13 protein-coding genes are annotated in these 14,426 nt (G+C 71.8%); 7 read left to right on the top strand and 6 right to left on the bottom strand.

Going from position 1 to position 14,426, the window contains the following annotated elements; translation table 11 throughout:
• The first annotated feature begins 42 nt into the window (after positions 1–42).
• From ACFY1U_RS05330 to ACFY1U_RS05320, 3 genes are all read left to right on the top strand, one after another.
• Positions 43–1,566: a S8 family serine peptidase gene (locus ACFY1U_RS05330; RefSeq protein WP_390692780.1), complete on the top strand. Its 1,524-nt coding sequence runs from the start codon at positions 43–45 to the stop codon at positions 1,564–1,566.
• A 52-nt stretch (positions 1,567–1,618) separates the two neighbouring features.
• Positions 1,619–2,983 (top strand): CoA transferase, encoded by a 1,365-nt coding sequence (locus ACFY1U_RS05325; protein WP_390692779.1) that lies wholly within the window; start codon positions 1,619–1,621, stop codon positions 2,981–2,983.
• 106 nt (positions 2,984–3,089) lie between these two features.
• A complete protein-coding gene (locus tag ACFY1U_RS05320; protein WP_390692852.1) occupies positions 3,090–4,094 on the top strand; it encodes a CopD family protein in 1,005 nt (334 codons plus the stop codon).
• A 3-nt stretch (positions 4,095–4,097) separates the two neighbouring features.
• Here the strand turns inward: ACFY1U_RS05320 and ACFY1U_RS05315 are convergent, their stop codons facing one another.
• From ACFY1U_RS05315 to ACFY1U_RS05290, 6 genes are all read right to left on the bottom strand, one after another.
• A complete protein-coding gene (locus tag ACFY1U_RS05315) occupies positions 4,098–5,144 on the bottom strand; it encodes a zinc-dependent alcohol dehydrogenase family protein (RefSeq protein ID WP_390692778.1) in 1,047 nt (348 codons plus the stop codon).
• Between the two features lie 125 nt (positions 5,145–5,269).
• On the bottom strand, positions 5,270–5,983 hold the full coding sequence (locus tag ACFY1U_RS05310) for a VIT family protein (RefSeq protein ID WP_390692777.1): 714 nt from the start codon (positions 5,981–5,983) through the stop codon (positions 5,270–5,272).
• A 24-nt stretch (positions 5,984–6,007) separates the two neighbouring features.
• Positions 6,008–7,240, bottom strand: coding sequence for an amidohydrolase family protein (locus tag ACFY1U_RS05305; protein ID WP_390692776.1), 1,233 nt, complete (start codon positions 7,238–7,240; stop codon positions 6,008–6,010).
• Entirely contained in the window at positions 7,237–8,520 is a 1,284-nt protein-coding gene (locus ACFY1U_RS05300; RefSeq protein WP_390692775.1) for an amidohydrolase family protein, read from the bottom strand. The genes ACFY1U_RS05305 and ACFY1U_RS05300 overlap by 4 nt, the downstream gene beginning before the upstream one ends.
• A gap of 37 nt (positions 8,521–8,557) precedes the next feature.
• Positions 8,558–9,442: an SDR family NAD(P)-dependent oxidoreductase gene (locus ACFY1U_RS05295; RefSeq protein WP_390692774.1), complete on the bottom strand. Its 885-nt coding sequence runs from the start codon at positions 9,440–9,442 to the stop codon at positions 8,558–8,560.
• Positions 9,442–10,239: an acetoacetate decarboxylase family protein gene (locus tag ACFY1U_RS05290; protein WP_390692773.1), complete on the bottom strand. Its 798-nt coding sequence runs from the start codon at positions 10,237–10,239 to the stop codon at positions 9,442–9,444. Before ACFY1U_RS05290 ends, ACFY1U_RS05295 begins: the two co-directional genes overlap by 1 nt.
• A 180-nt stretch (positions 10,240–10,419) precedes the next feature.
• Between ACFY1U_RS05290 and ACFY1U_RS05285 the strand changes: the two genes are divergently transcribed.
• The 4 genes from ACFY1U_RS05285 to ACFY1U_RS05270 all read left to right on the top strand — a co-directional run bounded on the left by ACFY1U_RS05285 (position 10,420) and on the right by ACFY1U_RS05270 (position 14,422).
• Positions 10,420–11,409 carry a DEDDh family exonuclease gene (locus ACFY1U_RS05285; protein WP_390692772.1) on the top strand — a complete coding sequence of 330 codons (990 nt, stop codon included), beginning with the start codon at positions 10,420–10,422 and terminating at the stop codon, positions 11,407–11,409.
• An 80-nt stretch (positions 11,410–11,489) separates the two neighbouring features.
• Positions 11,490–11,723, top strand: coding sequence for a hypothetical protein (locus ACFY1U_RS05280; protein WP_390692771.1), 234 nt, complete (start codon positions 11,490–11,492; stop codon positions 11,721–11,723).
• Positions 11,724–11,772: 49 nt separating this feature from the next.
• Positions 11,773–12,564, top strand: coding sequence for an SURF1 family protein (locus ACFY1U_RS05275; protein WP_390692770.1), 792 nt, complete (start codon positions 11,773–11,775; stop codon positions 12,562–12,564).
• Between the two features lie 70 nt (positions 12,565–12,634).
• Positions 12,635–14,422, top strand: coding sequence for a glycoside hydrolase family 15 protein (locus ACFY1U_RS05270; protein WP_390692769.1), 1,788 nt, complete (start codon positions 12,635–12,637; stop codon positions 14,420–14,422).
• Positions 14,423–14,426: the final 4 nt, after the last annotated feature.

The following is a 14,426-nucleotide window of genomic DNA, read 5'->3' as shown; positions in this document are numbered from 1 at the left end:
TACCGACCGCTCGCACCGCGAACGAACTGGAGACACCGACACATGACAGCGCCTCACCCGCGCTACCGCCGCGCGATCGCGATCCCACTCGGGATGGCGACGGCGACGGCCCTCGCGTTCCTGCCGAACGGCACGGCCGCGGCGGTGGACAGCGCGTCGGCGGCCACGACCGCCGCCGACGCGAGCTCGCTCAGCTATGTCGTCAACGTCCGCCCCGGGCATGGAACCGCGACGCACGTGAAGAAGGCGATCGCCGAGGCCGGCGGCACGATCGTGACCTCGTACGACGAGATCGGCGTGATCGTCGTCCACTCGGCGAACCCCGACTTCGCCAGGACCCTGCGCACCGTGCCGGGGGTGGAGTCGGCCGGCAACACCCGCAACGCGCCGCTGCCCGCCCAGTCGACGACCGACATGGGCGCGCCGCAGGCCCTCACGGCCGAGGAGCTGAAGGGCGTTCAGCACGCCGCCGGGCAGGACCCGCTGGAGCCCCTGCAGTGGGATCTCGCCGCCATCAAGGCGGACAAGGCGCACGAGAAGTCGCTGGGCAGCCCGAAGGTCACGGTCGGCGTGATCGACACCGGCGTCGACGACACACACCCCGACATCGCGCCCAACTTCAACCGGGACGCCTCGGTCAACTGTGTGTCGGGCAAGCCGGACACGACCGACGGCGCCTGGCGCCCCAGCGCGTCGGAGAGCCCGCACGGCACGCATGTGGCGGGCGAGATCGCGGCCGCGAAGAACGGTGTCGGCATGACCGGTGTCGCTCCGGGCGTGAAGGTCGCCGGCATCAAGGTGGCGAACCCGAACGGCTACTTCTACACCGAGGCCGTGGTCTGCGGCTTCGTATGGGCGGCCGAGCACGGCGTCGACGTCACCAACAACAGCTATTACACCGATCCCTGGTACTTCAACTGCACCGACGACCCGGACCAGAAGGCGCTCGTGGACGCCGTCACCCGGGCCGCGCGGTTCGCCGAGCGGAAGGGCACGGTCAACGTCGCTGCGGCCGGGAACGACAAGTACGACCTGGCCTCGGACTCGGTCACGGACCCGTCCTCGCCGAACGACGGCACTCCCTCCAACCGGGTGGTCGACCCGTCCAAGTGCCTTGACATACCGACCCAGTTGCCGGGTGTGGTGACCGTGGCGGCGACCGGCGCGAAGGGCATCAAGTCGTCGTTCTCCAACTACGGTCTGGGCGTCATCGACGTGGCCGCTCCGGGTGGCGACTCGACCCGCTACCAGGCTCCGGCTCCGCCGGCCACCAGCGGCCTGATCCTGGGCACGCTGCCGGGCGGCAAGTGGGGCTACATGGCCGGTACGTCGATGGCCTCGCCGCATGTGGCAGCCGTCGCCGCATTGATCAAGTCAACCCATCCACACGCCTCTGCCGCCCTGGTGAAGGCCCTGCTGTACGCCGAGGTCGACGGCACGGCGTGCACGGACCCGTACGACATCGACGGGGACGGCAAGGTCGACGCGGTGTGCGAGGGGCCGAGGAACTACAACGGCTTCTACGGCTGGGGCACGGTGGACGCGCTGGACGCAGTGACCAAGTAGACCGGTCCACCTATTCCATATATTGATTCAGTCAATGATGCATAGTGCAGTCATGACTGCAATCAAGTTCGCATGGTCTGAACTGGGTGGCGATGCCGCCCTTCTCCCGCGGGTGTCGACCGTGGTGCGGGAGGGCGCTCTCCAGGGGCGCCTTCCCGTACGGGAGTTGGCGCGGGCCTGCGTCGGGGCGTGCGCGCTGGCCGGTGCCGAGCTGGGAGCACGGCGGAGCGGGCTCCCCGAGGTGCCCGGGGTCCGGGTGGACGACGGGGCCGTCGCCGCGGCCTTCCACAGTGAGCGGCAGCTGCTGGTCGACGGGCGGGCGCCGGTCAGCTTCGCGCCGTTGTCGCGGTTCTGGCGGACAGCGGACGGATGGGTGCGGACGCATGCGAACTATCCGCACCACCGGGCACGGCTGCTGGACGCACTGGGTGTGCCGGACGACGTGGCCGCCGTCGAAGCCGCGTTGGCCGAGCAGTCCGCACTGGAGGTCGAGGAGGCGGTGTACGCGGCCGGGGGTCTGGCCGTGGCACTGCGCACCCCCGAGGAGTGGGCCGTGCACGAGCAGGCCGTAGAGGTGGCCGAGCGCCCCCTGGTGGAGCGCGTACGGCTCGGCTCCGCGCACGCGCGTGTGCTCGCCCCGCTCGACGGATCTCCCCTGCTGCCCGCGGCCGGACTGCGCGTCCTCGACCTGACCCGGGTGCTGGCCGGCCCGGTCGCCACCCGCACGCTGGCCCTGCTGGGCGCGGACGTACTGCGCGTGGACCCCCCGCGGCTGCTAGAACTGCCCGACCAGCACGCCGACACGGGCTTCGGGAAGCGGTCGACGACGCTGGACCTGACGGCCGACCGGCACACCTTCGAGGAGCTGCTCGCGGCGGCGGACGTGGTCGTCACCGGCTACCGGCCGGGCGCCCTGGACCGGTTCGGGCTGTCGCCGCAGGCGCTGGCGGAGCGGCGGCCCGGGGTGGTCGTCGCGCAGGTGTCGGCCTGGGGCGCGTACGGGCCGTGGAGGGAGCGGCGGGGCTTCGACAGCCTGGTGCAGGTGGCGTCGGGGATCGCCGTCGTCGAGGGATCCCCGGAGCAGCCGGGTGCGCTGCCCGCGCAGGCGCTCGACCACGGGACGGGCTATCTGCTGGCGGCGGCGGTGCTGCGGGCGCTGACCGAGCAGTCGTACGAGGGCGGCAGCCGGTTCGTACGGCTGGCGTTGGCGCGGACCGCCGAGTGGCTCGTGAACGGCATCGGGGCCGGTGCCGCGGACGGGGACGCGTACGACGGGCCCGGTCCCTGGCTCGCCGAGACGGACAGCTCGCTGGGCCGGCTGCGGTACGCGCTGCCGCCGGTGTCCTTCGTGGGCGGGCCGGCCGACTGGGCGCGGCCGCCGGTGCCCTGGGGGACGGATCCCGCGCGGTGGGTCTGAGTCATGGGAGCGCCCGAAAGCGTACCTGTGAGCAGAATGCCGTACCCCAGTTGTCTTACTCCACTTGCCCGGTTCTGCGACGGCTGGCGAACATCGTGAGGTGACCTTGATAAAACCCACGGCCGGGGAAGCCGAGGCCGGGGAGCCCGCACGGCGCCCCCGGGCCGGCCGAGCCGTCGCCGTACTCGTCCTGGTGGCCCTGGCCTCGCTGATACCGCTGCTGGGCCCCTCCGTCGCGCTGCACGGCACGGGGGAGGCCGCCGCACCCGGTGTCAGCGGCATCGCGCTGCTGCGGGCGGTGCTGTTCGCCGCGTTGTGCGTGCCGGTGGGCGAGTTGTTCGTCAAGCGTCTGGCGCGTTCGCTGCCCGGCGCCCCGCAAGCCGCGCCCCGCAGCTGGGCGCCTTATGCGGCCGCCGCCGGTTTCGTCGCCGCACTGGGTCTCGCCTCGGTCGTGTCCACCGGCAACCTGGTGCCGCACAGCCTCGCCGACATCAACGTCGGCGGCCTCTACGACTCGCGGGACGGCAAGCTCGCGCTGGTGGAGGTCAACGCCTTTCTCGCGGCCGGCCTCTGCGCCCTCTCGCGCCGCCCCGCCACCCAGGTCTGGCCGCTGGCCGCGGTCATCGGTGCGGAAGCCCTGCGCGCGCATCCCCCGACCGAACACAGCCCGCTGCTCGGGTCGGGGCTGACGGTCGTGCACCTGACGTGCGCGACGCTGTGGTCGGGGAGTCTGCTGCACACCCTGCGGACGCTGCGCCGGTGGGGCCCCTCCGAGGCGGGCGCGGCCCTGCTGGGGCTCTACGCGCGCGTGGCCGCCGTTCTGTTCGCCGCCATCACCACCACCGGGGTGTGGAGTTCGCTGCGCCGCATGCCGGCGCACACGATCCTGGACCAGCTGACGACGACGGCGTACGGGCGCACTCTGCTCGCCAAGGTGATCCTGGTGGCCACCGTCGCCCTGCTCGCCCTGTGGGCGCGGATCCGGCTGCGCCGCGCCGCCGACCCGCTGACCGCCTGCTCCCCCGCGCGCGTGGAGGTCGCCGCCCTGGGGGTGGTGGTCCTGGTGTCGGGGCTGCTGACGGCGCTGCCGCTGCCGATCCGCTGGTCGTGACGGTCAGTCGTTGGTGACGAGCACCTTGAGGGCCGTGCGCTCGTCCATCGCCTTGTAGCCGTCGGGGACGCCCTCCAGACCGACCCTCAGGTCGAAGACCGGCGAGGCGTCGACGGTGCCGTCCAGGACGTCGGGCAGCAGCTCCGGGATGTAGGCGCGGACCGGTGCGACACCGCCGCGCAGTGCGATGTTCCGGTCGAACATGACGCCGAGGTCGAGGCCGGTGCCGCTGCCGTGCGGCACGCCGACGAAGCCGATCGCGCCGCCGTCGCGGGTGATGTTGACCGCCGTGCGCATGGACTGTTCGGTGCCCACGGCTTCGACGACGGCGTGTGCGCCCTGTCCGCGGGTGAGTTCACGCACGGCCTCGACGGCCGTTTCGCCGCGTTCGGCGACGACGTCGGTGGCGCCGAAGCGGCGCGCGATGTCGGTGCGGACCTGGTGGCGGCCGAGGGCGATGATCCGCTCCGCGCCGAGCCGCCTGGCGGCGAGCACCGCGCACAGGCCGACGGCTCCGTCACCGACGACGGCGACCGTGGCTCCCGGGCGGGCACCCGCGCCGAGGGCCGCGTGGTGGCCGGTGCCGAGGACGTCGGAGAGGGTCAGCAGGGCGGACAGCAGGTGGTCGTCGGAGGCCGCGTCCTTGGGGAGCCGCACCAGGGTGCCGTCGGCGAAGGGCACGCGCACGGCCTCGCCCTGGCCGCCGTCGTGGCCGACGGAGCCCCAGAACCCGCCGTGCTCGCAGGAGGTGGTCAGACCCTCGCGGCAGTAGTCGCACACGCCGTCGGACCACATGAAGGGCGCGACGACGAGGTCACCGCGCTTGAGCGTGCTCACCTCGGAGCCGGTCTCCTCGACCAGGCCGAGGAACTCGTGCCCGATCCGCTGCCCCGGCTGCCGGGCCGCCTCGCCGCGGTACGCCCACAGGTCGCTGCCGCAGATACAGGCGCGCAGCACCCGCACCACGGCGTCGGTGGGCAGCTGCACCAAGGGCTCGGGCACGTCCTCCACGCGCATGTCGTACGGGGCGTGGATGGTGGTGGCGCGCATGGCGAGGGTCTTTCTCGTGCGGTGTCATGGGTGCGCTCGGGGGTGGTCGGGCGCACTTCACGGTACGCCGCCGCGGATGCCCGCCGCTCGCCGAGGGCGCCGCGGACCAGCGGGAATCGGGCCCGCTAGACCCCGGCCGCCCCCAGCAGCGTCCCCGCCGCGTAGGTGACCCCCATGGCCAGGGCTCCGCCCGCCACGTTGCGCAGCACGGCCTGCGCGGGCCGGGCACCGCCCAGGCGTGCGCTGGTCCAGCCGGTGAGGACGAGGGCGGCCAGTACGGAGATCACGGTGACCGGGAGCCGCCAGGGGGCGGGCGGCAGGACTATCGCCAGCAGCGGCAGCAGCGCGCCGACGGTGAACGCGAGGAAGCTCGCCCACGCCGCGTGCCAGGGATTGGTCAGCTCGTCGGGGTCGATGCCGAGCTCCACGCGCGCGTGCGCCCTCAGTGCGTCCCGTTCGGTCAGCTGCTCGGCCGCCTCCCTGGCCACCTCGTGGGACATGCCGCGTTCCTGCAGCAGCCCGGTGAGTTCCTCCAGCTCGGCCTCCGGCTGTTCGCTCAACTCCCGCCGTTCCAGGGCGAGTGCGGCCATCTCGGAGTCCCGCTGGGTGGAGACCGACACGTACTCCCCGGCGGCCATCGACATCGACCCGGCCAGCAGGCCCGCGAGACCGGCGGTGAGCAGGGCCGAGCGGTGGTCCGTCGCGCCGGCCACTCCGACGACGAGACCCGCGGTGGAGACGATGCCGTCGTTCGCGCCCAGCACGGCCGCACGCAGCCAGTTCAGCCGCTCACCCAGTGCGCCCCCGTGGGCCTCGTCGGCGTGCGTTGGTTCCATCACACCGGGAGCATCCCACTGCCGGCGTCACCACACCCGTACCGACGCTCCCCGGGCGAACGCCGGGCTCGTGGCGTCCGCCGGTGGTTCGGTGAGCGGCTCGGCCAGCTCCGCCACCGTCGGCCCCACCTTCGCCGCGATCGGATCCAGCAGGCCCAGGTCGAAGCCGTACAGGCGGGCCGCGTTGCCCCCGACCATGGCGGCGACCTCGTCGCGCGGCACGCCCGCGTAGGCGATGCGCAGGCCCTCCCTGGAGTACGGGTAGGTCCCCTCGTCGTGCGGGTAGTCGCTGCCCCACATGATCTTGTCGACGCCGATGCGGTCACGCAGCGGCACCTCGTGAGGACGCATGAAGCTGGCGCCGACGAAGCAGTTGTCGCGCCACACCTCGGAGGGCTGCCTGCCCATGCGGGCGGCGAGGCCCGCGCCGAACCTGGACTCGGCGGTGGTGGCCCTCGTCGCGGCCGCGACCAGGCGGCCGTGGTAGTAGTCCAGCATGTCGAGCACCCCGGGGATCCAGCCCGAGCCCTGCTCGGTCAGCACCAGCTTCAGCTCGGGGTGGCGGCGGAAGGCGCCACCGAAGACCAGGTGCCACAGGGCGCGGTGCGCGAACCAGGTCGCCTCGACCATGAAGACCGCGCGGGCGGCCGGTTCGTCGCCCAGCGGCGGCGAGGCCGAGCCGCCGTGGTGGTTCACCACGACGCCCAGTTCCGCGCAGACGGCCCAGATGGGGTCGTAGGACTGCGAGTGGAGCTCCGGCAGGCCCGAGCCCGGCGGGGTCCCGGGCAGCGTCAGACCGCCCCTGAGGCCCGCCTCGGTGGCCCACCGGATCTCCTTCACGGCCGCGTCCACGTCGTTGAGGAGGATCTGGAAGACGCCCGCGCGGCGGCCCGGCGCGGCCGCGCAGAAGTCCGCGAGCCAGCGGTTGTGGGCGCGCAGTCCGGCCCAGCGCCTTTCGAAGTCCACGGCGGTCGGGGCGGTGGCCGTCAGGGAGCCGGACGGGAAGAACGGCGGGATGGTGTTCGGGAAGATCACCTCCGCGACGATGCCGTCCTCCTCCAGCTCCGCCATTCGGCGCTCGGAGTTCCAGTTCTTGTCGGCCGAGTCGGCGAGCAGGTCCTCGTGCGGGTTGACGTACGTCGCCGCCCACGCGTCGAACTCGTCGTGGTAGCGCTTCTCCAGGTACGGCCTGTAGTCCAGGAGGTCGGCGCCCGCGTGGCAGTCGGCGGAGATGACGGTGTAGCGATCCTCTGCGTTCATCGGTCCGCCCCCAGTACCGGGAAGTCGTGGTCGGTCAGCCAGTGCCGGCCCACCTCGCGCGAGCGCGCCCAGGACGCCGTCACGGCCGCCTGGTCGTCCGGCTGGCCGAGGTCGGCCGGTGTGGGCCCGATGCGGTGGGCGAGCGGGGTCAGCCTCTCGACGTCGAAGCCGAAGACCTCCGCGGCCGCCAGGCCCAGCATGCGGCGGGTCTCGGTCACCGGGATGTCGTGGAAGGTGCACCGCAGCCACGCGCGCGTGTCGGGCCAGGTGCCCTCGGGGTGCGGGAAGTCGCTGCCCCAGAGGATGTTGTCGACGCCGATCTCGTAGCGCTGGGCCAGTTCACGGCGCTTGGTGTTGGTCGCGCATATGAAGACCTGGCGGTCCAGGTACTCGTGCGGCGGCCGCTTCACCTCCTGGAACGGGGAGAGCTTCTTGCCGCCGTGCGCGCCCAGGAAGAGACGGTCCATGAACCACAGGAGGTTCGGCAGCCACCAGCAACCCGACTCCGCCACACCGAACTTCAGGCCGGGGTGGCGCTCGAAGACACCGGACCACAGGAGGAACCACAAGGGCCGGGCGGGCCACCAGGTCACCTCGCTCACGAAGATCCCCAGATGATCGCCGTACTCGTGGCGCGGTGCCGATCCGGAGTGCGTCATCACCGGCATCCCGCAGTCGGCCGCCGCCGCCCACACGGGGTCGTAACGGCGGTCGTGGTACGGCTCCCGGTCACCCCACAGCGAGGGAATCAGCAGGGCGCCGAGCCCGGACTGCCTGGCGCGGTGGATCTCGGCGACCACCTTCGGCACTTCGGCCGTGATCGGCAACAGGGCCACCCCGCAGTGCCGTTCGGGGTGCTCCGACACGAAGTCGGCCAGCCAGCGGTTGTGCGCCTGGGCGCCGGCCAGGCCCAGCTCCGGGTCCTGGTCGCCGGACAGGCCGAGGCCCACCCCGAAGGGGGCGGCCGTGCGGCTGTCCACCGCGTCGGCGTCCGGGAACACCACCTCGGCCACGACTCCGTCGCCGTCGAGCTCCTTGAGCCGCTGCGCGGTGTCCCAACCGCCGCGCAGCCCTTCCTCGTTGTCCTGGAACCACTTGGCCGCGAACGTCTCGTTGCGGACACCGAGCCGCGTCATCTCGGCGCGGCGCCGCTCGCGTCCGGCGAGGAAGCCGTCGAAGTCCCGGTGGAAACGGGCCTCCAGGTAGGGCCGGTACTCCTCGGTGGGCAGCCCGGCGTGGCAGTCGGAGGAGATGATCAGGTACGGGTCCTGGTCGGTCACAGCGGTCCCCCAGTCGGTCCGTCTGTCAGTCCATCTGTCAGTCCAGAACGAAGCTTTCGAGGTACGACGGGTTCGTGCGGTGGAGCATCGACTCGGCCCGCGCGCGGATCTGGGCGTCGCTGTGCTCGCTCACCGGCAGCAGCCAGAAGCGGTCCGCGCGGATGCCGTCCACGACGAACTCCGCGACCTCCTCCACGGGCGTGAACCGCACCTCGCGGCCCGCCGCGCGCATCGCCGCCTCCCACTGGCCGAGGCTGCGGTACGGGCTCCTGCGCGGCCGCTGCTTCGCATACCGTTCGGGCCTGTTGCGGTGCGACTCCCACAGGCCGGTGCGCAGCATGTGCGGCCCGGGGAAGAGCACTGACGCGCCCACGCGCGCGTGCTCCGCCCTCAGGTGGGCGTACAGGGACTCGGTCATCGTGACGACGGCGGCCTTGGTGACGGCGTACACGGAGGCGGTGGGCAGCGGGGCGATGCCACCGTCGCCGGAGGACGTGTTGACGACATGACCGGGTTGACCCGACTTGATCATCCGTGGCAGGAAGGCCTGGATGCCGTGGAAGACGCCCCACACATTGACGGCGAACGCCCACTTCCAGTCGTTCGGTTCGTGCTCCCACATGCGGCCCTCGGCGCCGGAGCCGACCCCGGCGTTGTTGCACAGGACATGCACGGCGCCGTATGTGTCGTACACCGACTCGGCGAGGCCCAGGACCTCCTGGCGCTCGCCGACGTCGACCACGCGCGCGTGCACGTCGGCGCCCTCGGCGCGCAGGTCCGCGGCCGCCTTCTCCAGAGCGCTCTCTTCGACGTCGGCGAGGACCACTTTCAGGCCCTCGGCCGCGAAGCGCCGGGCCATGGCGAGCCCGATCCCGCTCGCCGCGCCCGTGACGACAGCCACCTGTCCGGCCTGCAGCTCCATCAGATGCTCCCCGCCGGTGGCGCGTCGAGGATCTGCCGCGGGTCGTCGTAACGCTGGTGGATGTACGGCAACAGGGCCTGGGCACTGACCCGTTCCACGACCTTGCCGCGCTGGTCGCTGGTCTTCTCACCGATGGTGATGTCGACGAGATCCAGGACCGGGAGGTCGGCCACCGGGTCGTACATGGACTCCCGCAGGACGACCTCCCCGGTGATGCGCTCCAGCCGGCGCACCTTCTCGCTGCGCAGGCAGTGCACCAGCACCGGATCGGCGTCGAAGCCCCAACCGTCCACCGCGGGAAGGAACTTGAAGTAGAAGTCGGTCTTCCGGCTCGGCTCCGGCAGCGGCAGCGGCCCGCTCACCGCGCCGCGCACCTCGACGAAGGCGATGCCGCGCCGGGCGAGCGAGGCGCGCACGACGAGGCCCTCGCGCTCGACCGTCACCTCGCCCAGCTTCTTGGGCTCCCCGAACACCTCGCGGCCACCGGTGAGGGCCCGCTCCTGGGTCATCGGCATGACGAGCGGGTACCAGCCGTCGACGCCCGCGTGTGCGGCGGCGACCGCGAACGAGCCCGCGCCGAGCGGTTGTCCGGGCAGCTCGACCCGGCTGATGTTCACCCGGACCAGGGGCCGGCCCGTGGGCTTCAGGGGCGGCGGCAGCACCGCGGCGAGCGCGTCCGGGTCGGTCTCCCACAGGGCCACCACACCGGTGGACCAGATGTCGGGAAGCTTCGCGACCGCTGTGCGTGCGGCGGCCATCTCCGCCTCGGTCCGTGCCCCGTACCGTACGCGTGCCATAGCCGTACCGCCCTTCCGTCGACCGTCACACGCCGGGCGGGCAGCACGCTTGCACCGGCTGCCGAAAAGGTCCATAGCCGGGGCACAGACATTCGCGCCATTCGCGGCACTCGAACAGACCGGCGGGGAAGGCCACCTGACGGACAGGACTGTCAGTGCAGGGCCGTATCCTCAGGGACCATGCTCGAAGACCGTACGACCGCAGCGTCCTCCCCCACAGCGTGGCCGGCCGCGTATCCGCAGGGATACGCGGTCGTTGACGTGGAGACCACCGGACTGGCCCGGGACGACCGGATAATCTCCGCGGCCGTCTACCGGCTGGACGGGCGCGGCGAGGTCGAGGACCACTGGTACACGATGGTCAACCCGGAGCGCGATCCGGGGCCGGTGTGGATCCACGGTCTGACGAGCGAGGCGCTGGAGGGCGCGCCCCTCTTCCAGGACATCGCCGAGGAGTTCGCGACCCGGCTCGAGGGCCGGGTGCTCGTCGCGCACAACGCGGTCTTCGACTGGCAGATGATCGCGCGGGAGTATGCGCGTGCGCAGCGCGAGGCGCCGGTGCGGCAGCGGCTGTGCACCATCGCGCTGTCCAAGGAGCTCGGGCTGCCGCTGCCCAACCACAAGCTGGAGTCGCTGGCCGCCCACTTCGGCGTCGTACAGCAGCGCGCGCACCACGCGCTGGACGACGCGCGGGTGCTGGCGGAGGCGTTCCGGCCGAGCCTCGCGGCCGCGGCGGCCGGGGGCGTACGGCTGCCGCTGCACGAGTGCCGGCCGCTGACGGAGTGGGCGGACCGGCCCGCGCCCCGGATCGGACAGCAGAGCGGGGGCTACGGCAGTTATCGGCCGAGCAGTTGGCGCCCTTCCCGCAAAAGGCCCGCATGCCCGTATCCCAACCCAGGACGCTACGAAGACGGCAAACCGCTCAAACAGGGCATGCGGATCGCCTTCTCCGGGGACACCTCCGTCGAACGGGAGCTGCTGGAGGACCGCGCGGTCGAGGCGGGGCTGCACGTCGCGACGAGCCTGTCCCGGCTGACCAGCCTGCTCGTCACGAACGACCCGGACTCGGGTACGTCGAAGGTGGTCAAAGCCCGTCAGTACGGGACACCGGTGGTGGACGAGGCGGCGTTCGGCCAGCTGCTCAGGGATGTGGAGCCCGCCGACGGATGACCCGTACGGACGGGTGATTGCCGTGCGACTCGCCCGCCGCCCGCTCGCCCGCGCGGCGGCGACGGCTCACCCTGTGGCGCATGGCGACCTGTGAAGTATGTGGCAATGACTACGGAATGTCCTTCGAGGTGCATGCGCAGGGAGCGGTGCACGTCTTCGACTGCTTCTCCTGTGCGATCCACCGCATGGCACCCGTGTGCGAGCACTGTCGTGTGCAGATCATCGGGCAGGGGGTCGAGGTCGACGGCCAGTGGTTCTGCGGAGCACACTGCGCCCGCGAGGAGGGCAAGGTGGGCATCGTCGACAAGGTGTGACCCGCCACCCGGCCTCAGCCACCCCACGACCGAGTTGTACGGTCGTGGGGTGTACCGCTTCCTGTTGTCCCGGCAGTGGGTGATTCTCACCCTGATCGCCCTCCTCCTGATCCCCACGATGATCAGGCTGGGCATCTGGCAGAAGCACCGCTACGAGATGCGCACCGCCCGCAACGACCTGGTCTCCGCGGCGCTGCACGCGAGGCCGGTTCCCGTGGAGCAGCTCACCTCCCCCGGGCACGCGGTCACCAGCGCCGACAAGTACCGCACCGTCACCGCGACGGGCTCCTTCGACACCGCCCGCGAGGAAGTCGTCAGGCGCCGCACCAACTCCGACGACGAGGTCGGCTTCCATGTCCTGACCCCGTTCGTCCTGACGGACGGCAAGGTGGTGCTGGTCAACCGTGGCTGGATCCCGGCGAACGGGGCACAGACCACCTTCCCGAAGATCCCCGCACCGCCCGCCGGCAAGGTCACCATCAAGGGGCGGCTGAAGGCCGACGAGACGACGGCGGCGAGCGGCATCAAGGAGATCAAGGGGCTGCCTGACCGGCAGGTCATGCTGATCAACAGCGAGGAGCAGGCCCGGCGGCTCGGGGCCACGGTCCTCGGCGGCTACATCGAGCAGACGGCGCCGGAGGCGAAGGGCAACAGCCCCGAGCAGATCTCCGACCCCGGCAGCGAGGACGCCCCGCTGAACTACGCGTACATGATCCAGTGGTGGCTGTTCGCCGCCGGTGTCCCGGTGGGCTGGTGGGTACTGGTACGGCGCGAACGCCGTGACCGGGAGGAAGCGGCCGCCAAGGAGCAGGCGGAGGAAGCGGAACCCGCGGCGGTGTAGCCACGCGCCGGGTCACTCCCCCGGCCCCGCCCCGGATTGCCCCGCGGCCCTTGCGGGAACCCGCAACTGCGTGCACCCCCGTATCGAGGACTACGCCCTCATCGGCGACGAACAGACCGCGGCCCTGGTCGGCCGGGACGGCTCCGTCGACTGGCTGTGCCTGCCCCGCTTCGACTCGCCTGCCTGCTTCGCCAAGCTGCTCGGCGACAAGGAGAACGGCCACTGGCGCATCGCACCCAAGGGCGCCAAGGGCCCCTGCACCCGCCGCGCCTACCGCCCCGACACCCTCGTCCTGGACACCGAGTGGGAGACCGACCGGGGCGCGGTGCGCGTCACCGACCTGATGCCCCAGCGCGACCGCGCCCCCGACCTCGTACGCATCGTCGAGGGCCTGCACGGCAAGGTGACCGTCCGCAGCACCCTGCGGCTGCGCTTCGACTACGGCTCGATCATGCCGTGGATGCGCAAATCCGAGGGCAGCCGGGTGGCGATCGCCGGCCCGGACTCGGTGTGGCTGCGCACAGAACCCCCGGTGCACACCTGGGGCGAGGACTTCGGCACGCACTCGGAGTTCACCGTCAAGAAGGGGGAGAAGGCCGCGTTCGTGCTCACCTGGCACCCCTCGCACCACCCGCGGCCGCCCCAGATCGACCCTTACAAGGCGCTGCGCTCCAGCGTGAAGGACTGGCAGAAGTGGTCCGCCGCATGCCGCTACCACGGTCCCCACCGCGACGCCGTGATGCGCTCCCTGATCACGCTCAAGGCCCTCACCTACGCGCCGACCGGCGGCATCGTCGCCGCCCCCACCACCTCCCTGCCCGAGGAGCCGGGCGGGGTGCGCAACTGGGACTACCGCTACTGCTGGCTGCGCGACTCCACTCTCACCCTCGGCGCGCTCCTGGCCTGCGGCTACCACGAGGAGGCCGAGGCGTGGCGGGACTGGCTGCTGCGCGCGGTCGCGGGCGACCCGGCCGACCTGCAGATCATGTACGGCCTGGCGGGCGAGCGGCGGCTGCCCGAGTTCGAGCTGCCGTGGCTGTCCGGCTTCGCGGATTCGACGCCCGTACGGATCGGCAACGAGGCCGTGAACCAGCTGCAGCTGGACGTGTACGGCGAAGTGCTGGACTCGCTGTGGCTGGCCCGGAAATCGGGCCTGTCCGTCAAGCCGCACATGTGGGCGACGCAGGCCTCCCTGGTGGACTGGCTGTGCGCGCAGTGGCGGCAGCCCGACGAGGGGCTGTGGGAGGTGCGCGGCGGCCGGCGCCACTTCGTCCACTCCAAGATCATGGTGTGGGTGGCCGCCGACCGTGCCGTGCGCACGCTGGAGGAGAACCCGAAGCTGGGCGGCGACCTGGACGACTGGCGCGCACTGCGCGACGAGGTGCACCGCGAGGTGTGCGAGAAGGGCTTCGACGCCGAGCGGAACACGTTCACGCAGTCCTACGGCTCCCGCGAACTCGACGCCGCGCTCCTGCTCATCCCGCGCGTCGGATTCCTGCCGCCGGACGACCCGCGGGTGGCCGGCACCGTGGACGCGATCCGCGAGGAACTGGGCCACGGCGGTTTTCTGCGCCGCTACAGCACCGACGAGACGACGGTCGACGGACTGCCCGGCGACGAGGGCACGTTCCTGGTGTGCTCGTTCTGGCTCGCGGACGCGCTGCACATGACGGGCCGCAAGAAGGAGGCACGGGAGCTGTTCGAACGGCTGGTGGGGCTCGCCAACGACGTGGGGCTCCTCTCCGAGGAGTACGACCCCGTCGACGACCGCCAGCTCGGCAACTTCCCGCAGGCCTTCAGCCATGTCGGCCTGGTGAACACCGCCCTCGCCCTGTTCGGGGGCGACGAGGCAGGATAGGGGC

Origin of the sequence: Streptomyces sp. NPDC001351 (genome assembly GCF_042896045.1) — a bacterium.
Taxonomy (GTDB): Bacteria; Actinomycetota; Actinomycetes; order Streptomycetales; family Streptomycetaceae; genus Streptomyces.
The sequence above is the reverse complement of the archived record's forward strand: the minus strand, read 5'-3'. Positions and strand labels throughout refer to the sequence as shown.

Excerpts from the sequence above, each read along its gene's own strand:
- ACFY1U_RS05330 (WP_390692780.1), top strand. The coding sequence starts at position 43 with ATGACAGCGCCTCACCCGCGCTACCGCCGCGCGATCGCGATCCCACTC.
- ACFY1U_RS05325 (WP_390692779.1), top strand. The coding sequence starts at position 1,619 with ATGACTGCAATCAAGTTCGCATGGTCTGAACTGGGTGGCGATGCCGCC.
- ACFY1U_RS05315 (WP_390692778.1), bottom strand. The coding sequence starts at position 5,144 with ATGCGCGCCACCACCATCCACGCCCCGTACGACATGCGCGTGGAGGAC.
- ACFY1U_RS05305 (WP_390692776.1), bottom strand. The coding sequence starts at position 7,240 with ATGAACGCAGAGGATCGCTACACCGTCATCTCCGCCGACTGCCACGCG.
- ACFY1U_RS05295 (WP_390692774.1), bottom strand. The coding sequence starts at position 9,442 with ATGGAGCTGCAGGCCGGACAGGTGGCTGTCGTCACGGGCGCGGCGAGC.
- ACFY1U_RS05290 (WP_390692773.1), bottom strand. The coding sequence starts at position 10,239 with ATGGCACGCGTACGGTACGGGGCACGGACCGAGGCGGAGATGGCCGCC.
- ACFY1U_RS05285 (WP_390692772.1), top strand. The coding sequence starts at position 10,420 with ATGCTCGAAGACCGTACGACCGCAGCGTCCTCCCCCACAGCGTGGCCG.
- ACFY1U_RS05280 (WP_390692771.1), top strand. The coding sequence starts at position 11,490 with ATGGCGACCTGTGAAGTATGTGGCAATGACTACGGAATGTCCTTCGAG.